Source organism: Bombella saccharophila (genome assembly GCF_026385475.1).
Classification (GTDB): domain Bacteria; phylum Pseudomonadota; class Alphaproteobacteria; order Acetobacterales; family Acetobacteraceae; genus Bombella; species Bombella saccharophila.
On the sequence record NZ_JANIDW010000001.1, the window covers coordinates 224,378 to 244,185 of the forward strand.

Consider the following 19,808-nt stretch of genomic DNA (forward strand, 5'->3'; position numbering starts at 1 on the left):
TTAGTATGTGTTGGAAGGGCGGGGTGATAAGAGGAAACCTTGTCTTGAGTTATATTTTATAAAGTGCTTCTTATGTCTGACACGTTTGCAGTGTATGAGCCGCCATCCATTTTTCATCAAGAATGGTGGCTGGAGATAGCAAGCCGTGGAAGATTTGCATCAATTGATATTGAGATGGGGGGGAAGATTGTGTCTCGTTTTCCTTTCCTTGTGAAAAAGACATTAGGGTCATCGGTTATTAAGATGCCTAAATATACGCGGGTATTGGGGCCGTATTTTTCCTTGCCGCAATCTAAGTCCTTTCGGTATGAGCAAAATATCCGCCATGTTGTTGAAAAAACAATAGAGCGCTTGCCAAAATATGATGGTATTCATTTCTTTGTTGACCCTGATAATGAATCTTTATTGGCCTTCCGTTTGGCAGGTTTTAAGATATTACATGAATTTACCTTTCGCATTATGCCGGAAAAATCGTTGGATGCCGTCTGGCAGGATTGTGACCATAAAACGCGTAATCTCATTAGAACAGCCGATAAGAAACTCTCTGTCCAACAAGCAGGGGAATGTGAGACATTCATTGCTTTAGTTCAACGAGAATTGCCGCATAATCATCATGATTTTCCTTTGCTTAAGGCGCTATTTGAAGCTGCATATCAACGTGGGCAAGCGACAGCCCTTTATGCTTATGATCAGGAAAAACTTGTCTCTGCGGCTTTATTGATATGGGATGAAAAAACGCTGTATTTTTGGCAATCGGCACGCTGTCGTCGTTCTAAAGTGCCGGGTATGACAATGTTACTTATTTGGAAGGCGATAGAGCAGGCTAAAGAGCGGCATTTGATCTTTGACTTTGATAGTTTTGGCTCTGTTCGTACAGCAAAAATGCTGGCTAGCTTCGGCCAAAAGCCAGTCCCCCGGCCGGAAATTCGTTTCGGGACATGGAGGTATAACATAAAGCGCTATATGATTGATACGCTCCAAAAGCATATCCTGAAAAAATATCGGAGTTATGATCTTTATTGAGGCTCTCCCTCTCTTTTCTTTGCTCGTATGAGAGATGATGGATTAAGATTGGCGTTTTCCTGGTTTTTCAGGTAGGAAGCAGCGATAAGAAGGACGCTACGTCATAATGACGTAAGGCTCCTCATGCCGTTAAAGACGATAGTGACGAGGTTTGAGATTCATGCACCAGTACCGTACCCATCTTTGCAATGCCCTGCGTGCTGATGATGCAGGCAAGACCGTACGGCTCTCTGGCTGGGTTCATAGCAAGCGGGACCATGGCGGGCTGCTCTTTATCGACCTACGCGATAATTACGGCATGACGCAAATTGTTATCCCTTCTGAAGGGGCATTGCTCGAAAAAGCCGAGCGTTTGCGGGTGGAGAGCGTCATCACCGTCACCGGTGAGGTCGTGGTGCGTGAGGATGGGCAGCGTAACCCCGCCTTGCCAACAGGGGATGTGGAGGTTCGTGCCAGCGAGATTGATGTGCAATCCCGTGCGGAGGTGCTGCCTTTCCAAGTGGCGGGGCAAGAGCATTATCCTGAGGATTTGCGCCTGAAATATCGCTATATCGACCTCCGGCGTGAGAAAATGCACCGCAACATCATCTTGCGGAGCCAGATTATCACCAGCTTGCGCCGTCGTATGGTCGAGCAGGGCTTTACTGAGTTCCAAACCCCTATTCTTACAGCTTCCTCCCCAGAGGGTGCGCGGGACTTCCTCGTGCCAGCACGGTTGCATCCGGGTAAGTTCTATGCGTTGCCGCAGGCTCCGCAGCAATTTAAGCAGCTGGCGATGGTGGCGGGGTTTGACCGATACTTCCAGATCGCTCCCTGTTTCCGTGATGAGGCCTCCCGTGCGGATCGCAGCCCTGGCGAGTTCTATCAGTTGGATTTTGAAATGTCTTTCGCCACGCAGGAAGATATTTTCGCAGTGCTAGAGCCAGTATTAGCGGGCGTGTTTAACGAGTTTACCCCAGAGGGATGGAAGATTACCGAAGGGGCCTTCCCCCGTATTGCCTATGCGGATGCGATGCGCGATTATGGCTCCGATAAGCCGGATTTGCGTAACCCGTTGATTATTAAGGATGTAACGGAGCAATTTGCAGGCTCTGGCTTTGGGTTATTTGCGCGTATTGCTGCCTCTGGTGGGCAGGTGCGAGCGATCCCGGCACCGGGTGCGGGCAGCCGTCCTCGTGCCTTCTTCGATAAACTCAATAATTGGGCGCGGGACCAAGGGGCTGGTGGTCTTGGCTATATTATTTTTGATGAAGAAGGCGGTAAAGGCCCAATTGCCAAAAATCTGGAAGCCGAGCGCGTTGCGAAAATCCGTGAGATGTGCGGCTTGAAGGCCGGTGATGCCGTGTTCTTCGCGGCAGGGAAGGGTGATGAGGTCGCCAAATTCTCTGGCGTAGTGCGGACGAAGATCGGGACAGACCTAGAGCTGATTGAGCAAAATGCCTTCCGCTTCTGCTGGGTGGTGGACTTCCCCATGTATGAGCGTAATGAGGAAACAGGGGAGATTGACTTCTCCCACAACCCGTTCTCCATGCCGCAGGGTGGCTTGGAGGCCCTGAATACGCAGGACCCGTTGAGCATCAAGGCTTATCAGTATGATATTGTCTGTAATGGTGTGGAGCTATCCTCCGGGGCGGTGCGTAACCATCTGCCAGAGGTGATGTTACGGGCGTTTGAGATTGCAGGTTATGGCCCTGATGTTGTGGAGGCGCGCTTTGGTGGGATGCTCAATGCCTTCCGCTATGGTGCTCCGCCGCATGGTGGTGCGGCACCGGGTGTGGACCGCATCGTCATGCTGCTTGCTGATGAGCCGAATATTCGTGAGGTCATTCTCTTCCCGCTGAATCAGAGCGGGGAGGATTTAATGATGGAAGCCCCTGCGCCGGTCGAGCCAGCCCGCTTGAAGGAGCTTTCCCTCAAGCTGGACTTACCTAAGCCGAAACCTTCTGCCTCTAACGGTAACGCGGCGGAAAAGAAGGGCTGAGTTACAGCCTTGAGTGGATGGTTTAGGTGGTGAGATAAAGGCCGGGATGGTAAGTCCATCTCGGCTTTTTTGTAGCGGGGCTATGTCTTCTTGTGATGGTCTGGGCCATTCTGGGGAGGGGAAAGAAGGAGCGGCGCATGAGTTTTGATGAGATGATGCCGGATTACGTGCCGGAAATTGCTCCAGCGGTGCGGGCGGAGGTCATGGCCAGCTTGCGACAGATTGAGCAGGATCATGATGTGGAGATCCTGTTTGCTGTGGAGAGTGGCAGCCGTGCATGGGGGTTCCCCTCGCCAGATAGTGATTATGATGTGCGCTTTATCTATCGCCATCGGTTGGATTGGTATTTGTCCTTAACGCCAGGCCGGGATGTGATTGAGCTGCCTATCTCTGATGATTTGGACGTAAATGGCTGGGATATACGCAAGGCCCTGAATCTATTGATGAAACCTAATCCCACTTTGTTGGAATGGTTAGTCAGCCCGGTGCGTTATGTATGGCAAGCACAAGCTGATGAGCTTGCCGCCTTTGCCCAGCAGATTGAAGCGGGGTTAAGCTGCCAACTTCATTATCTAAATCTAGGGCGTAATAGCTGGAAGCGTGCTTTTCAACAGGATGGAACAACACATTATAAGCGGCTGTTTTACGCGCTACGCCCGGCTATGGCGTTACGCTGGATGCGCCTGCACGGGCAGGGCCAGCCCCCGATGAACTTTCAAGCCCTTTGTCAGGGTTGTGACGTGCCACGCTCCGTATTGGGGCCTATCCGGGAGTTGCTGTACCTTAAATCCAGAAGCCGGGAGCAGCAGAGCGGCCCTTCCATCCCTGCGGTGAATGAGCTTATCGAAGCCGAATTCGCCCACGCCGAGACCCGCCCCTTCCCCAAACCAAAGCAAGACGTGCAGAAGCAGGCCGAGGCTTTGTTCCGAGCCATGGTGAAGGTGCCGTTTTAGGAAAGAGTAACGACCACCGGTACATGGTCGGAGGGTTTGTCTCGGCCGCGTTCGTCTTTGTCGATGGTGAAGCTGGTGAGGCGGTCGGCAAGGCGGGGGGAGAGGAGGGCGTGATCAATCCGTAAGCCGGAATTACGTTGATATGCCCCTGCCTGATAGTCCCAGAATGTATAATGTTGCCCGGTAGGGTGTAGGCAGCGCAGTGCGTCTGTCAGGCCGGACCATAGCAGACGGCGGAAGCCCGCGCGGCTTTCTGGGCGGAGGAGGGCATCATCGGAGGAGAGAGCTTTGGGGGCGTAATCTTCATCCGTTGGGCAGACATTATAATCGCCAATAAAGGCGAAGGAGCGTCCCTCTTGCTGCAAAGCACGGGCGCGATGATAAAGGGCGTCAAAGAAGTTTAACTTCTTAGCAAAGCCGGCCTCTCCGCCAGAATTGCCATTGGGGAGGTAGAGATTACCAATGGTCACATCGTCTAGCTCAGCCTCGATGTAACGGGCCTCGTCACTTTCAAAACCGGGGAGGTGGTCGGTCGTGATGGTTAGAGGGGCGCGGCTGATGAGGGCAACTCCGTTATAAGCCTTCTGCCCCGCGACAGCGACATGAAAGCCAGCCTCCTCAAAGAGAGGGGGGAATTGGTGGGCTTCGCATTTAATTTCTTGCAGGCAGAGCAAGGTACAGGCTTCATTGCGGTCCAGCCAGTCTTTTACCAGATGGGCACGGGTGCGGATGGAGTTGATGTTCCAACTGGCAAAGGTCAGGGACATAGGGTGTGAGGTCTCCAAAAGGGCGTTAGGTGAGGGAGAAACTACTGCCACACCCGCAAGATGAGGCCGCATTGGGGTTTTTAACTGTAAAATGCGCGCCCATGAGTTTATCAACAAAATCTAGCTCTGCCCCTTCGAGGAGGTCTAGGCTTGTAGGGTCAACAAAGACGCGTGCGCCGTCTTTTTCAATTAAATGGTCATCGCTTTCTCGCTCTTGGACAAGCTTAAATTGATATTGGAAGCCATTGCACCCGCCTGCGAGGACGGCAACACGCAGGGCGGTGTTTTCAGGCTGGGGTTGCTGGCTAATAATCTCTGCGATACGGGCCGCTGCCGCGGGGGAAATGCCAAACTCGGCCATGAGATATGCTCCTTATCATCACAAAAACGCCTACCATCGCGGCAGAAATGGTTGCGGAACGGTTGACACTATAAAATTGGACGCCAAGAATCAAAAGTTGAAAGGCTGTGTAATTATAGCAGCCTACATATGGATATGGGGACAATAGAGCATAATGGCTAGATACGCTGTACAGTTGCAAGGCGCGCGCGGGCGACAATTTGCAGAGGAGGAAAGCTCCACCCGCACCCCGTGGCAGCGTGATCGTGACCGTGTGTTACATTCGGCGGGGTTTCGTCAGCTGCAATATAAGACGCAAGTTTTTTTGAATCATGAAGGTGATTTTTTCCGCACAAGGCTGACCCATTCGCTCGAAGTCGCACAAATCTCCCGCTCTATTGCCCGGACATTAGGGGTGAATGAGGATTTAACAGAGGTTATCGCCCTCGCGCATGACCTTGGCCATACGCCTTTTGGTCATGCTGGGGAGGATGCGTTGCAAGAGGCGATGAAGGATTGGGGTGGGTTTGACCATAACATCCAGTCCTTACGGCAAGTGACGGAGATTGAAGCGCGATATAATGGTTTTGATGGCTTGAATCTGACATGGGAGGCGTTGGAAGGGCTGGCAAAACATCATGGCCCTGTAAAACGACCCTCCCCGTGGCTGGTGAGTTTTGATGACCGTTACCCGTTAGAGTTGGAATGTTATGCCTCTGTAGAAGCGCAGATTGCTGCTATTTGTGATGATGTCGCTTATCATGGGCATGACCTTGATGATGGCTTGCGGGCGGGCTTGCTCAGTTTTGAGGATATTGAATCTGTCCCACTTTTAAAAACCTGCCTTGAGGAAGCGCGTGCGCTGGATTGGTCCGGTCATGGGGCGTTTGACCGTGACCAGCGTATTCGGCATGAGACAGTGCGGCGGGTGATTAATCGCTTAGCGAGTGACCTGATTGAACAAAGCCAGAAGAATCTGGCCGCCTTAGACCCGCAAAATGCGGATGAGGTGCGCCATGCAGGCCGGGCGATGGTGGAGTTCTCGCCTGAAATGGCCGAGCGGAATAAGGAGATACGCAAGTTCCTTTATGCGCGGATGTATCGGCATTGGCGTGTACAGCGGATGACCCGTAAAGCGCGTATCGCTTTGGGAGATATTTGCACTATTTTGGGTAATGAGCCGGAGCTACTGCCAACGCCATGGCGGGAGCAAGCTTTGCCAAGCAAGAAAAAAGGGTACGAGGCCGCCTCGCGCCGTGTAGTTGCCGATTATATCGCAGGGATGACGGATCGTTTTGCGATGGAGGAACATCGCCGGCTGATGGATATTTCCGTTTTAGGGTAAGTGCGGTATCAGGGACGGAAGAAAGACCAAGCCGTAAGAAGGGCTTTGGCAGGTTTTAAAGGGAATAATATAGATTATGGCAGCTCTTGCCCCGACAGCATCATCTCCAGATTGTCTTTTTTCCGTCATGCGCGAGAAGGTCGTTGCGGCTCTCAAGACCGTATTGCCTGACCTGCCAGATGATGTTGCTGCCCGTGTGGAGGTCACTCCCCCGCGTGATGCGTCTCATGGGGATATGGCAACGAATGCGGCCCTTTTGGCAGCAAAGCCAGCTAAGCGGAAACCTTTTGAGATTGCTAAAGAGCTTGTCGCGCAGCTAGAAGCTTTGCCTGACATCGCCCATGTAGAGATGGCAGGCCCCGGCTTTGTGAATATGACCTTAAAGCCTGCTTTGTTTCATGATGTCGCAAAAGCTGTTCTCAAGCGCGGGGCGGCTTATGGGCAGTCCCGCTTAGGGGCGGGGAAACGTGCGAATGTGGAGTATGTTTCGGCTAATCCGACCGGGCCGATGCATGTTGGCCATTGCCGTGGGGCTGTGGTGGGGGATGCACTAGCGAACCTGCTAGCAGCAGCGGGTTTTAACGTCACGCGGGAATATTACGTTAATGATGCTGGGGCGCAAGTTATTGCGCTAACATGGGCGGCTTATTGGCGGTATCTTCAGGCTATTGGTACGGAGATTCCGGCTGATGAGTTTGGGGCTTTGGCCCCGAGTGGTTTGCAATATCAAGGTGATTATCTCATTGCTGTGGGGCAGGCTTTGGCCAAAAAACATGGCCGTGCCCTTGCCGGGGCTGATGGGGGTGTTGCCCCAGAGAATGCGTGGTTTGAGACCGTGCGGGCGGAAGCTCTCGCCCAGATGATGGGGATGATTAAAGAGGACCTCGCAGCTTTAGGGATTGAGCATGAAATCTTTAGCAGTGAGGCAGAGATTTTAAAGAGCGGGAAGGTGGATGCGGCCATCGCTCAGTTGGAAGCGCGCGGCCTGCTTTATGAAGGCGTGTTAGAGCCCCCAAAGGGTAAGAAGCTCGAGGATTGGGAGGCGCGCCCTCAGACGCTTTTCCGCTCGACAGAGTTTGGGGATGACCAAGACCGTGCCTTGCGGAAGTCTGATGGGTCGAACACATATTTTGCCAATGATGTCGGCTATCATGCTGATAAAGCATCCCGTTCGGACCTTTTGATTGACGTATTGGGGGCTGACCATGGCGGCTATGTCTCGCGGATGCGTGCAGCCATTACGGCGTTGACGGAGGGTAAGACGGCTTTTGAAGTCGTGATGTGCCAGATTGTGCGTGTCGTAAAAGATGGCGAGCCAGTGCGTATGTCCAAACGGGCTGGCACCTTTGTGACCTTGCGGGATTTGATTGATGAAGTCGGCAAGGATGCCGTGCGCTTTACCATGCTGACCCGTAAGGCCGATGCGCAGATGGAGTTCGACCTCAATGCCGTTGTTGCGCAGACGCGGGATAACCCGGTCTTTTACGTCAATTACGCTCATGCACGTTGTCGGTCTGTTCTACGGTTGGGGGAGGAGCGTTACGGGGCGGAGGCTATGACAGAGGCCGCCCTTGCAGGGCAGGATTTATCTTCCCTTACAGCGGATGAGGAATTAGCCGTCTTACGCCGCATTGCAGAATTGCCCCGCCAGATCGAGGCCGCTGCTCTCGCGCGGGAGCCGCACCGTATTGCAACCTATTGCATCGACCTTGCGGCGGACTTCCATGCGCTTTGGAATCGCGGGCGTGAGGAGACGAGCTTGCGCTTTATTCAAGATGATGCCCCAGAGGTGAGCAAGGCACGCTTGGCTCTTGTTGCGGCCATTGCCGCGACATTGCGCATCGGGCTAGGGCTTTTAGGTGTCGAAGCGGTAGAGGAGCTACGCTAAGTCATGGCTAGGCCGGATGATGAGTATGAGGATGACACGCCCCCACAGGGGCGCGAGCGCTTAGCTGGCAGGGCGCAGCGGCCATCGCGTAAAGAGCGTGGACCGCGTGATGGCGATGCAGCGGGTCGTGCGGGGTTTGTCTCATCGCTTTTAACGGGGCAATCCGGCACGCGTGGTTTGATGATTCTTGCCGTTGCGGGAGCGGCGTTGCTGCTTGTGATTGGCGGGGTGTGGAATTGGGTTGTGGGTAGTCATCCCGCTGGTGTGCCTGTGATTGGCCCGCCGCCTTATGCTGTGAAGGATCGCCCCGCTGACCCCGGCGGTATGATGATTATGGGGGATGATACAACCAAAAGTGATGTTACCGGTCGCGGTGCGGTGCATTTAGCCCCCCCGCCAGAACAGCCCGATGCGGGCTTGCTTGCGGGACGGTTGGACCAGCCTGCAACCAATGGGGAGGAGAAAGCAACGGCAGCTAACACCACCGCTCATAAAGAAGGTGAAGCCTCGTCACTGTCGGAAACGAAGCCGCCGTCTGGGGCAGATAATGCGGAAGCTCCCCCTATGGATGGGGAAACAAAGACCGAGGCGAAGCAAGAGGCTGTGAAAGCTCCAGCAGCGCAAACCTCAGCCGTTCAGGAAGGGGAGCTTCCTCCCCCGGCGGCGCAGGACGAAGCACCAGCCCCGGCCTCTGCGACATTGTATGAAGTGCAGCTTGCTGCTTTACAAAATGAGGCGCAAGCTCGGCAGGAATGGGCGCATCTGCGTAGCCGCTTGCCAGACCTTTTAGGCGGGCGTGAGCCTATTTTGCGGACGGTGGAGCGCGATGGTAAGCACTTCATCCGTTTGCGGGTGGGAGGCTTTGCTGACAGGGCAGCGGCGCGGCAATTCTGCGTGAAGCTGCATGCGCAAGCGCAGGCTTGTGCTGTGGTGACAAACTAACGCAATGGCCTATCGCTTGTGAGTGACGCATTGCATTTGGTGTTGGAAGGGTTTGAGGGGCCGTTGGACCTCCTTTTAGACCTTGCGCGCTCTCAGAAGGTGGACCTCCAGAAAATCTCCATTCTGCAACTTACAGAGCAATATCTGGATGTTGTAGAGCGCGCCCGCCGTGGGGCGGAGGCGTTACGGTTGGAGATTGCGGCGGATTGGTTGGTCATGGCGGCTTGGTTGGCATGGTTAAAATCTCGCCTTTTGCTGCCATCTGCTACGCAGGATGATGAGGCGGAAGATGCCGCTGGGCAGTTGCATGAGCGGTTGATTGACCTAGAGCAGATGCACCGTGCTGCGGCATGGTTGGAGGAGCAACCGCGCTTAGGGCGTGATGTGTTTGCCCGACCAGAGCCGGAAAATCATACGCGTATTGAGATGGCCCCGCTCAAGGGGGATATGCCGGCTTTGGTTCTGGCTTATCTTGCTGCGCGGCGGCGGAGCGGGCGCAAACGCTCTTATGCTCCGCGTGTGGCGCGGTATTGGAGCATCCAGCAAGCGCGCTCTGCACTCGCACGGCTTTTAGGGCGGGCGCATGTGGCAGGGTGGCAATCCTTGGCGTCTGTTTTGCCAGAGCTAACAGAAGGCGGCCCCCTTAGCCAGCGCGCCGCCCTTGCCGGGGCCTTGATGGCCGGGTTGGAGATGGCCCGTGGGGGGCAGGTGGAGTTACGGCAGGAAAATGCGTTTGGCGTCATCGAATGGCGGCAGAGAGAGGAGAGCGGGCATGAGTGAGATACAATCAGCCATGCTGGAGAGTCCGTCGGACATGGTGGAGCATGATAGAGTCGCAATGGCAGTTAGCTTTGTAGAGGCTCTGCTATTTGCCAATGCGGGACCGGTTTCTGCTAGTGCTATTGTGGCGATATTGCGGGAGCAAGGGTTAGAGGAACAGGCAGATAATCCCGGTGCTGTTCTTGATGGTCTGGCCCAGCGTTATAAAGGCCATGCGGTGGAGCTTCAGGCGGTATCTGGTGGCTGGCAATTACGGACACGCGCTATGTTTGGCCCTGCCCTTGCGCGGGTGATTGAGCGGCCAAGGCGGTTGAGCCAAGGCACGTTGGAGGCTTTGGCGATTGTGGCATATCATCAGCCTTGCACGCGGGTGGAGGTTGAGACAATCCGCGGGGTGCGGCTTGGGCAGAGTATTCTTGATACATTGCTTGAAGAGGGATTGATAACCCCTAAAGGGCGTAAAGAGGTGCCGGGGCGGCCTGTTCTCTGGGGGACAACGCCACAATTTTTACGGATTTTTGGCCTTGCAAGTCTTAATGACCTCCCCAGACGGGAAGAATTGCTCTTTGAGTCGCCTTCCGATGAGGGGGGAAGTGGGTTAGAAGAAACCATTCAGCCTTCATAAAGAGGGGGGAGGTGGGACGATGTTTGATTTGAGTTGGACAGAAATTGCCTTATTGGTGATTGTGGCACTCGTCTGTATCGGCCCTAAAGACCTCCCCGTGGCGATGCGGACGCTCTCTAAGACGCTTAAAGCCATTCGGAAGATGGGGGCGGAGTTTCAGAATCATATTGATGAGATGGTCAAGGAGGCCGATCTCAGTGAGGCACGAGACCAATTGCGGGAGATTAGGCAATTTAGCCCACGCGAGCAGTTACGTAAGGCGATTGACCCTGACCGCACATTAGAAAAACAGATGGGGGCTGGCCATCAAGGGGGTATGCCCATGGCACCGCCTCCACCACCACCACCACCGCCTCCGCCGCCTGCACCGGGGAGTGAGGAGCTAGGACAGCCGCGTTCTTATACAAACCCCCAGCCGCATAATGCCCGTATGCAAGAGCAAGCCGCAGCGTTGGAGCGCGCGCCCGCACTCCTCCCCCCGACGACGGCTCTACGCTTGATTGAAGAAGCACGTTATTGGCATCGTCCTGCTTTTTTGCCGCCTGAAATTGCTTTGCATCATGGTAAACGTACGACCATTCTTGCGCCATCACAGCCTCATAAAACGGGGGAGACAGCGACTTCATGACCCAGCATGACCCCTCTAAAATAAGTGAGCCGACCTCCCAACCCCTCCCCACAGCAGAAGTGCAGGATAATGGGGCTGTAGAGGATAAACCGATGCCGTTGCTGGAGCATTTGATGGAGCTTCGGCGACGGTTAATTTGGTCTTTAGCGACGTTCGTAGTGGCGTTTTTGCTATGTTATCACTTCTCGGGTGAGATTTACCGCTTTCTGGCCGCCCCTTTAGCGAGCATCATGCGGCAGAAGGGTGAGCAACCGCATTTGATTTATACAGCCCTTTATGAGGCTTTTTTTACCTATGTGCGTGTAGCGGTTTTTGGGGCTTTCTTCCTCTCCTTCCCGATGATTGCTATCCAGGCATGGATATTCATCGCACCGGGTTTGTATAAGAATGAGAAGAAGGCCTTCGCGCCCTTTTTGATTGCCACACCGGTGTTGTTTGTCGCAGGGGGGGCGTTGGCCTATTACCTCGTATTCCCCTTTGCGTGGAAGTTCTTCCTCTCCTTCCAACAATTAGGGGGGGCGAATCAGATGGGCATAGAGCTGCAAGCGCGTGTCTCGGAATATCTTAATCTTGTCACCAAGATGATTATGGCCTTTGGGATTTGCTTTGAGCTCCCCGTGATATTAACCCTCCTTGTCCGGGCCGGGCTTGTGGGGACGGGGCAGCTAAGGCGTGTTCGCCGTTATGCGTATGTGGCGGCTTTTGCGGTTGCAGCGGTATTGGCCCCGCCGGATGCAATTACGATGCTGGGCCTCGCTATCCCGCTTGTAGGGTTGTATGAGGTCTCTATCCTAACCGCTCGCTTGGTAGAGCCTAAGCCTATCACCGCTGATGATGACGATGAGACCTCATCCACCCTCCCATAATTAAGAGCTTATACGGAGTATCTGACCTTATGCACGACCTTAAAGCCCTACGCGCTGATCCTGCTGCTTTCGATGCCGCTTTGGCACGGCGTAACCTCCCTGCTGTGGCGGAGAGTTTGGTGAAAGAGGATGAACAACGCCGGGCGGCTTTAGCTGCATTGCAGGAGGCCCAAGGGCAAAGGAAAGGCTTGGCAAAAGAGATTGGCCAAGCCAAACGGGCAGGGGAGGATACAACCGCCATCGAGGCCCGCGGTGCGGCATTGCGGGAGCAGATTGCTGCGTTAGAGGCCCGCGCGAGCGAAATCCAAGCGCGCATTGATGGTGTCCTCCAACGCTTGCCAAACCAGCTTGATGCTTCCGTGCCTGATGGCAAGGATGAGAGCGATAATGTCGTGGTGCATCAACGTGGGGAGGTGCCGTCCTTTGCGTTTGAGGCCAAACAACATTTTGAGCTTGGCGAAGCTTTGGGGCTGATGGATTTTACCGCGGCGGGTAAGATTGCAGGCTCGCGGTTTGTGATGTTGCGTGGAGCCCTAGCGCGGCTAGAGCGGGCCTTAGGGCAGTTTATGCTCGATGTGCATACGGGGGAGTTTGGTTATGAGGAGGTCACTGTACCGCTTTTGGTGAATGAAGCGGCTATGTATGGCACGGATAAATTACCCAAATTTGCGGAAGATTCGTTCCATACAGATGATGATCGTTGGCTCATCCCTACGGGGGAAGTGCCGCTGACAGCCTCAGTTATGGGGGAGATTCTCACGGCGGAGAGTTTGCCACGGCGCATGACAACCCTCTCCACCTGCTTCCGCTCTGAGGCTGGCTCTGCGGGGCGGGATGTGCGGGGTATGTTGCGTCAACATCAATTTACGAAATGCGAGCTTGTCTCCATTGTCGCACCAGAGGAGAGCGAGGCAGAGCATGAGCGTATGACCCGTGCAGCCGAGACCGTGTTGGAGCGGCTGGGCCTGCCCTTCCGCCGTGTGTTGCTCTGTGCGGGGGATACAGGCTTTGGGGCGGCTAAAACATATGACCTAGAGGCATGGTTGCCGGGGCAGCAAGCATGGCGGGAGGTCTCCTCTTGCTCCAATACGCGGGACTTTCAAGCGCGGCGGATGAATGCCCGTTTGCGTAAGGAGAAGACGATTGCCTTTGTGCATACACTAAATGGCTCCGGTCTTGCGGTGGGGCGGGTGATGATTGCCCTGATGGAAGTGCATCAGCAGGAGGATGGCAGCATCATCGTGCCTGAGGCTTTGCGCCCTTATATGGGGGGTATTGATGTCATTCAACATTGAAGAAGGATGATTTATTGGGAGGGCTGTTCACTAAAAAGAGAAGCTAAATGGGGGATGGTCCTTGTTTTTCTTACTCTTTTTAGCTGGTAGAGCCGTGATGGACTGTGATATATTAACAGCGAGATAATGTAGTGTTGAGGGCTTTATAGGGCTCTCAACACATTTTCTTCAGGATAAATTATGACATTGCTTCGTTCTATGGGGCGTGTGCTGGCAGTCAGTGCGCTAGCCTTGTCCTCATGTTCTTCTTCGGTTGGTCCGCATAATATGCGGCGGGACCGGCTGGATTATGAAAAGGAAATGAGCCGACAACAGAACCAGGAGATGCTCTTTAACATTGTGCAGCTCCGTTATTCTTTGTCGCCGACCTTGATTGAGACGACACAGATCATCTCAGCCTATACAGCCGAGACAAGTTCTAGTGCAAATATTAGCGGTACGCCCTGGATTCAAGGGGCAGGTGGCTCTTTGGGTGGATCTTTAGGTTATTCCTATAGCGATAGCCCGACTGTGACGTACCAGCCTGTCTCTGGTGTGCAATTCTCGGTGAATATTTTGCGGCCGATTTCGCCACAAACGCTTCTGCCGTTAATCTCCAGCGGCTTGCCGGTTGATACGCTGCTGCAAATGACGATGCAGTCTATCGGCCCGGCGAGTAATACGACCAGTACGATTGCAGGGACAGAGGGTAAAGAGGCTTCCATTCGCTTTACGTATTTGCTGCGTGCGTTACGTAAATTGCAAGCAGGTAATGCGCTGAGCATCCGTAGCATTGCTCCGACAGCAGCCACCAAAACAGAACCTGCCCAGCCAGAGCGGACCTTTATCCTTTTGCCAAAGAGTAGTTCGCCTGAGATTACAGAGCTACAAGGCCAAGTGCGCCAGGCATTGCAACTCCCCGCAGGGAGTGAGCAGGCAGAGGTTGTTTATGGGCGTAAGCCTAATCATCCAGGCGAGGTCGCGATGGTGACACGCTCCATGTTATCTATTTGGGAGGATGTGGCCAGCACGATGGAAGTGCCAAAAAAAATGGTGGAAAAGGGCATTACTGCACCATCTGTTGTACGTGGTCCTAATGAGCCGCAACCTGCAATTATCATCCATTGCAGCCCAGCGCGCCCTGGTGATGATGTCGCTTATACATCTGTGGAGTATGAGGGCTCTTGGTATTGGATTGCAAAGAATGACCTTGCCAGTAAGCTTGCTTTCTCCATGCTGCAATTCATCCATGCAATTGCCGAGACAGCGACTGCTAAAGGTGCAATGGTGACGATCCCAAGCCGGTAAGGTGAGGCTTTAGCGTTGTCGCAAAAAGGGCGTGTCCTGCATTTGGGCACGCCCTTTTTTGTGGGGTTAATGCGTTTTGCGTTTGTGATGTGGTTTTTTAGAGCCCAAGTTGCTTTTCTTACCATGGGAGGCTTTATGATGGCCGCGTCCTCCCGCATGGGGTTTTGGATGATGCTCGCCCCGGCGGCCCTGATGGCGGCGGGAGGTCTCGCGCATCCGGCTCTGGGTGCGGAGGACATGCTCAATCCATTCATCTAAGATAGCGGCATTTCGTTCCGCCACGATGAGCTCTGGGTAATTATCGGGGAAGCGCATTGCCAACCACCGCCATGTCACAAGGCGGCGATGGCGTTTTTCAGCGCGTTCTAATTCTTCACGCCCAGCGGTAGAGGCTTGGGGAAGGCGGCCTGTGCCGGGGGGGAAGATGGATTGCCCGCGCGCATGGAGGGCCGCCCATTCCACAAGGCGGGGGATGCCGTTATCGCGTGTGTTGATAGGACACATGGCGTAGGTCCAGCGGGTGGAGAGGTCTAACCCATCTACCCCCTCCAAGGCTGCGGCAATCTCTAACGCTTGCTCCATATCCGCAAGGCGGTAATTGGGGTCATCAGGGCGTAAAACAGCCCGTTTAATGCGGGTTAGCACACCATAGAGGCTGTCTGATTCCATCTCTTGAGCAACGGCTTGCACAATGTCAGCATCAGGCTGCACAAGGGGGCGTAGCTCTAGCATAGGCTCTGGTGGGGCTTCGAGCATATGGCGGATGAAGCTGGGACGGCCCGCCCCTTCTAGCACGCAGACCAAGCCTTCCTCATGTTTACCAAAACGGCCCGCGCGCCCGCCAATTTGCTTGACCTCTTGAGAGACAAGATTGCGCGTTTGCCGCCCATCATATTTGCGCAGCGTGCTGAATACCACCCGGCGAATGGAGAGATTAAGCCCCATGCCAATCGCATCGGTTGCGATGAGGATGTCCGCTTCACCACGGTTAAAGCGTGCTGCCTCGGCCCGGCGGACCTCTGGGCTTAACGCCCCGTAAATAACGGCTACCCGGCGGTTATGGGCCATTAGCTCGGCGCGGAGGTCCAGCACATCCCGGCGGGAGAAAGCGATGAGGGCATCCCCTGCGCGGAGGTCCGTTAAGGCAAGCGTACCCGCAGGGCGTAGCGGGCTTTTACGCTCTAGATGGATCTCATCAACGGGGTCATTACAGAGTTCGGCAATGCGTTTGACGAGGGGGATGCAATCTGCCGCGCCTAAGATGAACACATGGCGGGCAGGCACCCCCATAATGGCCGCTGTCCATGCCGCACCTCGGTCGGGGTCGCTGAGCATTTGGGCTTCATCAATGATGGCCACATCAACAGGGTTGTTAAATGGGCACATCTCCACGGTAGCGGCAAGATGGCGAGCGGTGGGGTCGATGATGCGCTCCTCCCCCGTGGTGAGGGAGGCAGGTACACCGCGGCTTAGCATAGCCTCGCGGAACTCATGGGCTAAGAGGCGCAGCGGGGCGAGGGCCAGCCCACTTTCTGCTTGGGCGAGGGCCTCTAACGCTGTATGAGATTTGCCGGAGTTGGTCGGCCCTGTCACAAGCGTGATGCGGCGATTAAGTGCGCGTGCCGTGCGGAAATGCGCTGCAAAGCGGTCTAATGCCGCTACACGTGCGATAGCTGCATTGCCTTTGCGGGCTTGGGGGCTATCATCATACTCTTCATCGCGTTTTTGGCTTGTCCCACGTCGCCAGCTATTGAGGAGCGGGCGGCATTTTTTAAGCTCGGCTGGGTCAAAATAGAAAATCTCCAACCCGTCTGGCTGTTGGTCGCGTTTGGCGATGGGGATGCGCTGTTCTGCAATCCAACGTAGGGCTTCGCGGCGGGAGCAATGCAGAAGGGCGGGGAGTTTCTCAAACCCGACAAGTGTGGCTTCCCAGTCTTTAATTTTCTGTAGCTCGCGTGCGCGGCGGGCCTCGGCTTTGGCGCGGATGTCCTCTTGCTCGCGTGCGCGGCGTTCTTCCTCAAGGATCAGCTCATCTTCAAAGCCGAGATCAACCCCACCAAAGGCACGGGCAATGCTGTGGGAGAGACGCTCAATTTGCGCACCAGAGAGGTACGTTCCCGCATCGGCTAGGTCGGCACGCACATCATCAAGGACGCGCAAGGGGGTATCGGCCATATCCCGCCAGCGTTCCTCCAAGAGGCTTTCCAGCACGGCGGCTTGGCCTTCTTCATCAATGAGGGGGTCGTGAATCCGTTCCGCTGCGAGGAGGACATCAGCTTTACGCACCCAAACAGCCCCGCTGCGATGAGCATGGTTCATCATGCTATTAGCCCAACCACGGCGGCGGACTTGGCAGAGCGCGTGGAGGAGCTCGGCCTCATTAATGCTGGTTTTATCAGCCCCTAAACGGCGCGCCACTTGCCGGAGCAAAGCGGCACGTTCACGCGGGGTGATGGCAAGATGCGTGCCAAAGGCTTCTTCAGCCTGTGTTAAGGCGAACTCCGCAGGGGAGAGAGGCGTTGTATGGGCGGAATCACGGGGCGGGGAAGCATCTGTCATAGGGGTGTTTTCGGGAGTGGTGGGTAGGGAAGTCAAGCAAAAAGGCGGTGATGGCTGCGTGTTTGTGATGACAAAAGAGGAAAAGATAGGCATGTTACGGGCCATGATGGGTGGTAATGATGGCCTCTCGCCAGTATCTCCCCCTTATGATGAAAGACCGTGACCTGAGTGTCATTTGAGAGAGGAATACGGATTCATGAGCACACCTTATCCTGCTGAATCAGCTCCGACCCCCGTTATTGCTGAGCCATTGACGGGCCTTGTCCCTTTTGAAGGGCATGAGGGCCAATATCGCCTTGCTACCCCAACGAAAGAATATGGCCATCTTTATCCGGCCACGGTGAAGCAAGTGCATCATTGGACAAACCGGCTCTTCAGCTTCACCACGACTCGCGACCCCGGCTTGCGCTTCTCCAACGGGCAGTTTGCGATGATTGGGATTGAGGTAGAGGGCAAGCCGTTATTGCGTGCTTACTCCCTTGCCTCTGCGAATTATGAGGATCAGATGGAGTTCCTCTCCATTGCGGTAGAGAATGGCCCACTCACTTCCCGCCTGCGCCATGTAAAGGTTGGTGATACGGTATTGATTGGTCGTAAGCCAGTTGGCACTTTGCTACTCGATAATCTCAAACCGGGGCGGAATCTATATTTCCTCTCCACCGGGACGGGTCTTGCTCCTTTCATGAGCTTGATTAAAGACCCTGATGCATATGATCGCTATGAGAATGTCATCCTCACCCATACAGTGCGTGAGCGTGGGGAGTTGGCCTATCGGGATTACATTACCAATATCCTGCCAAAGCATGAGTTCCTTGGTGAAGATGTTGCTGCGAAGCTGAAATATTATCCCGCTGTGACGCGTGAGGAGTTCCCCGTGCAGGAGCGTATCACGGCATTGATCAATAATGGCCGCATCTTCCGTGACCTGAATATTGATGAGCTAGACCCAGAGCATGATCGTGTGATGATTTGTGGCTCCCCAGAGATGCTTGCAGATACACAAAAACTGCTGGAAGAGCGCGGTTTTGAGGAAGGTAATATGAGCCGCCAAGGCTCTTATGTGGTCGAGAAAGCGTTTGCAGAGCGGTAAAGCCGCGCTGTAAAGGCAGGAGTCTTTGCGGGGAGGAAGGCACGCTATGCAGGAATTGGATCTCTTTGTCATTGGTGCTGGCTCAGGTGGGGTGCGTTGTGCGCGTATTGCCGCGCAGAACGGGGCCCGCGTGGGCATTGCCGAACGCCGTCATTGGGGTGGGACCTGTGTCAATCTCGGTTGTGTCCCCAAAAAACTGATGGTCTATGCTGCAGAGACAGGCCGTATGATTGAGGATGCCCCAGCTTTTGGTTGGGATGTCCAACGGCCTGAAACATTCGATTGGTATAGCTTCCTTGCCGCGAAAGACCGTGAGATTGAACGTCTAAATGGCATTTACATCTCTATGTTGGAGAAAGCAGGCATCACCCTTTATACGGGGGATGCCCGTCTGATTGATGCTCATACGATCGAGATTGGCCCTTCTGTCCTTGCACCTGATGCCCCGGTACAGCGCGTGCGGGCTAAGAAGATTGTCCTCGCCACAGGCTCGACCCCAATACGGTTGGACATCCCCGGTGCAGAGCTGGCCATTACCTCTGATGAGCTATTTCATCTCCCAGAGCGGCCCCAAAAGGTTGCGATTATTGGCAGCGGGTATATTGGGGTGGAGTTTGCTGGCATCCTAGCCGGTATGGGCTCTCAGGTGGATTTATTCTACCGTCAGACGTTGCCCTTGCGCGGCTTTGATGGTGAGGTCCGCGCTCATCTAAAAGAGTTGATAGACCTATATGGCATTACGCAACATCCCGGCACGAGCCCCGTGCGGCTAGAGGATGTTGGCGGTGGTAAAGCTGTTCGCCTTATATTGGACGATGGCACGGCTCATGAGGTTGATGCCGTTATTATGGCAACGGGTCGCCGGGCCGCTATTGATAAGCTAGGCCTTGATTCTGTTGGCGTAGCGATGGAGAAGGGTCATGTTGTCGCTGGGATTGATGGGCGGACGAATATCCCTTCTATCTATGCGATTGGGGATATTCGTGATGAATATAACCTAACCCCCACGGCGATTGCAGAAGGCCATATGTTGGCCGAGCAGCTTTTTAACCCGCAAGGGCGCACATGGTCGTTTGAGACGCTGCCTAAGGCGGTGTTCTTCTCCTCCCCTATAGGGGTTGTGGGGCTGAGTGAGGAGGAAGCGGCCCAAAAGCATGACCTCGCTATTTATACATCCACCTTCACCCCTATGCGCCAAACATTGCCGAAACGGGCCGGGAAGGTGTTGATGAAGCTGGTGGTGGACCGCCAGAGCGACATTGTGTTGGGCGCGCATATGGTCGGGCCTGATGCGCCAGAGATTATCCAAATGCTGGCTATTGCTGTAACGGCAAAGCTGACGAAGAAGCAGTTGGACCAAACGATTGCTTTGCATCCTAGCACTGCAGAGGAGTTCGTGACGATGAGAACCCCAACCCGTATGGTGGATAAGCAATAAG

At 54.5% G+C, this 19,808-nt stretch carries 17 protein-coding genes; 14 read left to right on the forward strand and 3 right to left on the reverse strand.

Annotation, left to right across the window (positions count from 1 at the left end; genetic code table 11):
• Nucleotides 1-72 precede the first annotated feature (72 nt).
• From NQF64_RS00990 to NQF64_RS01000, 3 genes are all read left to right on the forward strand, one after another.
• A complete protein-coding gene (locus NQF64_RS00990; protein WP_266106193.1) occupies nt 73-1,023 on the forward strand; it encodes a GNAT family N-acetyltransferase in 951 nt (316 codons plus the stop codon).
• 160 nt (nt 1,024-1,183) lie between these two features.
• Nucleotides 1,184-3,004, forward strand: coding sequence for an aspartate--tRNA ligase (gene aspS, locus NQF64_RS00995; RefSeq protein WP_266106194.1), 1,821 nt, complete (start codon nt 1,184-1,186; stop codon nt 3,002-3,004).
• A gap of 137 nt (nt 3,005-3,141) precedes the next feature.
• Nucleotides 3,142-3,957 (forward strand): nucleotidyltransferase domain-containing protein, encoded by an 816-nt coding sequence (locus tag NQF64_RS01000; protein WP_266106195.1) that lies wholly within the window; start codon nt 3,142-3,144, stop codon nt 3,955-3,957.
• Here NQF64_RS01000 and xth read toward each other — a convergent pair.
• Nucleotides 3,954-4,724, reverse strand: a complete 771-nt coding sequence (xth, locus tag NQF64_RS01005) for an exodeoxyribonuclease III (protein ID WP_266106572.1) — start codon at nt 4,722-4,724, stop codon at nt 3,954-3,956. The genes NQF64_RS01000 and xth overlap by 4 nt on opposite strands.
• A gap of 25 nt (nt 4,725-4,749) precedes the next feature.
• Nucleotides 4,750-5,085, reverse strand: a complete 336-nt coding sequence (locus NQF64_RS01010) for a HesB/IscA family protein (protein ID WP_099026155.1) — start codon at nt 5,083-5,085, stop codon at nt 4,750-4,752.
• 154 nt (nt 5,086-5,239) lie between these two features.
• Between NQF64_RS01010 and NQF64_RS01015 the strand changes: the two genes are divergently transcribed.
• The 9 genes from NQF64_RS01015 to NQF64_RS01055 all read left to right on the forward strand — a co-directional run bounded on the left by NQF64_RS01015 (nt 5,240) and on the right by NQF64_RS01055 (nt 14,720).
• The gene (locus NQF64_RS01015; protein WP_155572903.1) at nt 5,240-6,409 is read left to right on the forward strand and encodes a deoxyguanosinetriphosphate triphosphohydrolase; all 1,170 of its coding nucleotides are present in this window, start codon (nt 5,240-5,242) and stop codon (nt 6,407-6,409) included.
• A 76-nt stretch (nt 6,410-6,485) separates the two neighbouring features.
• Nucleotides 6,486-8,297: an arginine--tRNA ligase gene (gene argS, locus NQF64_RS01020; RefSeq protein WP_407651777.1), complete on the forward strand. Its 1,812-nt coding sequence runs from the start codon at nt 6,486-6,488 to the stop codon at nt 8,295-8,297.
• 3 nt (nt 8,298-8,300) lie between these two features.
• On the forward strand, nt 8,301-9,239 hold the full coding sequence (locus NQF64_RS01025) for an SPOR domain-containing protein (RefSeq protein ID WP_266106196.1): 939 nt from the start codon (nt 8,301-8,303) through the stop codon (nt 9,237-9,239).
• A gap of 18 nt (nt 9,240-9,257) precedes the next feature.
• Nucleotides 9,258-10,019 (forward strand): segregation and condensation protein A, encoded by a 762-nt coding sequence (locus tag NQF64_RS01030; protein WP_099026151.1) that lies wholly within the window; start codon nt 9,258-9,260, stop codon nt 10,017-10,019.
• Nucleotides 10,012-10,644 carry an SMC-Scp complex subunit ScpB gene (gene scpB, locus NQF64_RS01035; RefSeq protein WP_266106197.1) on the forward strand — a complete coding sequence of 211 codons (633 nt, stop codon included), beginning with the start codon at nt 10,012-10,014 and terminating at the stop codon, nt 10,642-10,644. Before NQF64_RS01030 ends, scpB begins: the two co-directional genes overlap by 8 nt.
• A 19-nt stretch (nt 10,645-10,663) precedes the next feature.
• Nucleotides 10,664-11,272: a Sec-independent protein translocase protein TatB gene (gene tatB, locus NQF64_RS01040; protein ID WP_266106198.1), complete on the forward strand. Its 609-nt coding sequence runs from the start codon at nt 10,664-10,666 to the stop codon at nt 11,270-11,272.
• A gap of 92 nt (nt 11,273-11,364) precedes the next feature.
• Nucleotides 11,365-12,138 carry a twin-arginine translocase subunit TatC gene (gene tatC, locus NQF64_RS01045; protein WP_230873269.1) on the forward strand — a complete coding sequence of 258 codons (774 nt, stop codon included), beginning with the start codon at nt 11,365-11,367 and terminating at the stop codon, nt 12,136-12,138.
• Nucleotides 12,139-12,167: 29 nt separating this feature from the next.
• Complete coding sequence (gene serS, locus NQF64_RS01050) at nt 12,168-13,433, forward strand: serine--tRNA ligase (protein ID WP_266106199.1); 1,266 nt, start codon at nt 12,168-12,170, stop codon at nt 13,431-13,433.
• 180 nt (nt 13,434-13,613) lie between these two features.
• Nucleotides 13,614-14,720, forward strand: coding sequence for a hypothetical protein (locus NQF64_RS01055; RefSeq protein ID WP_099026146.1), 1,107 nt, complete (start codon nt 13,614-13,616; stop codon nt 14,718-14,720).
• Between the two features lie 66 nt (nt 14,721-14,786).
• On the opposite strand, the gene NQF64_RS01060 is transcribed toward NQF64_RS01055, so the two are convergent.
• A complete protein-coding gene (locus tag NQF64_RS01060; protein ID WP_266106200.1) occupies nt 14,787-17,279 on the reverse strand; it encodes a helicase-related protein in 2,493 nt (830 codons plus the stop codon).
• A 196-nt stretch (nt 17,280-17,475) separates the two neighbouring features.
• Between NQF64_RS01060 and NQF64_RS01065 the strand changes: the two genes are divergently transcribed.
• Entirely contained in the window at nt 17,476-18,369 is an 894-nt protein-coding gene (locus NQF64_RS01065) for a ferredoxin--NADP reductase (RefSeq protein WP_099026144.1), read from the forward strand.
• Between the two features lie 46 nt (nt 18,370-18,415).
• Nucleotides 18,416-19,807 carry a glutathione-disulfide reductase gene (gene gorA / locus NQF64_RS01070; protein ID WP_266106201.1) on the forward strand — a complete coding sequence of 464 codons (1,392 nt, stop codon included), beginning with the start codon at nt 18,416-18,418 and terminating at the stop codon, nt 19,805-19,807.
• Nucleotide 19,808 lies beyond the last annotated feature (1 nt).

What these genes read in the sequence shown, in the direction of transcription:
- serS (WP_266106199.1), top strand. Translation starts at nt 12,168, where the DNA reads ATGCACGACCTTAAAGCCCTACGCGCTGATCCTGCTGCTTTCGATGCC.
- NQF64_RS01010 (WP_099026155.1), bottom strand. Translation starts at nt 5,085, where the DNA reads ATGGCCGAGTTTGGCATTTCCCCCGCGGCAGCGGCCCGTATCGCAGAG.
- NQF64_RS01025 (WP_266106196.1), top strand. Translation starts at nt 8,301, where the DNA reads ATGGCTAGGCCGGATGATGAGTATGAGGATGACACGCCCCCACAGGGG.
- NQF64_RS01055 (WP_099026146.1), top strand. Translation starts at nt 13,614, where the DNA reads ATGACATTGCTTCGTTCTATGGGGCGTGTGCTGGCAGTCAGTGCGCTA.
- scpB (WP_266106197.1), top strand. Translation starts at nt 10,012, where the DNA reads ATGAGTGAGATACAATCAGCCATGCTGGAGAGTCCGTCGGACATGGTG.
- NQF64_RS01015 (WP_155572903.1), top strand. Translation starts at nt 5,240, where the DNA reads ATGGCTAGATACGCTGTACAGTTGCAAGGCGCGCGCGGGCGACAATTT.
- tatC (WP_230873269.1), top strand. Translation starts at nt 11,365, where the DNA reads ATGCCGTTGCTGGAGCATTTGATGGAGCTTCGGCGACGGTTAATTTGG.
- gorA (WP_266106201.1), top strand. Translation starts at nt 18,416, where the DNA reads ATGCAGGAATTGGATCTCTTTGTCATTGGTGCTGGCTCAGGTGGGGTG.
- NQF64_RS01000 (WP_266106195.1), top strand. Translation starts at nt 3,142, where the DNA reads ATGAGTTTTGATGAGATGATGCCGGATTACGTGCCGGAAATTGCTCCA.
- aspS (WP_266106194.1), top strand. Translation starts at nt 1,184, where the DNA reads ATGCACCAGTACCGTACCCATCTTTGCAATGCCCTGCGTGCTGATGAT.
- NQF64_RS00990 (WP_266106193.1), top strand. Translation starts at nt 73, where the DNA reads ATGTCTGACACGTTTGCAGTGTATGAGCCGCCATCCATTTTTCATCAA.
- NQF64_RS01060 (WP_266106200.1), bottom strand. Translation starts at nt 17,279, where the DNA reads ATGACAGATGCTTCCCCGCCCCGTGATTCCGCCCATACAACGCCTCTC.
- tatB (WP_266106198.1), top strand. Translation starts at nt 10,664, where the DNA reads ATGTTTGATTTGAGTTGGACAGAAATTGCCTTATTGGTGATTGTGGCA.
- xth (WP_266106572.1), bottom strand. Translation starts at nt 4,724, where the DNA reads ATGTCCCTGACCTTTGCCAGTTGGAACATCAACTCCATCCGCACCCGT.
- NQF64_RS01065 (WP_099026144.1), top strand. Translation starts at nt 17,476, where the DNA reads ATGAGCACACCTTATCCTGCTGAATCAGCTCCGACCCCCGTTATTGCT.
- argS (WP_407651777.1), top strand. Translation starts at nt 6,486, where the DNA reads ATGGCAGCTCTTGCCCCGACAGCATCATCTCCAGATTGTCTTTTTTCC.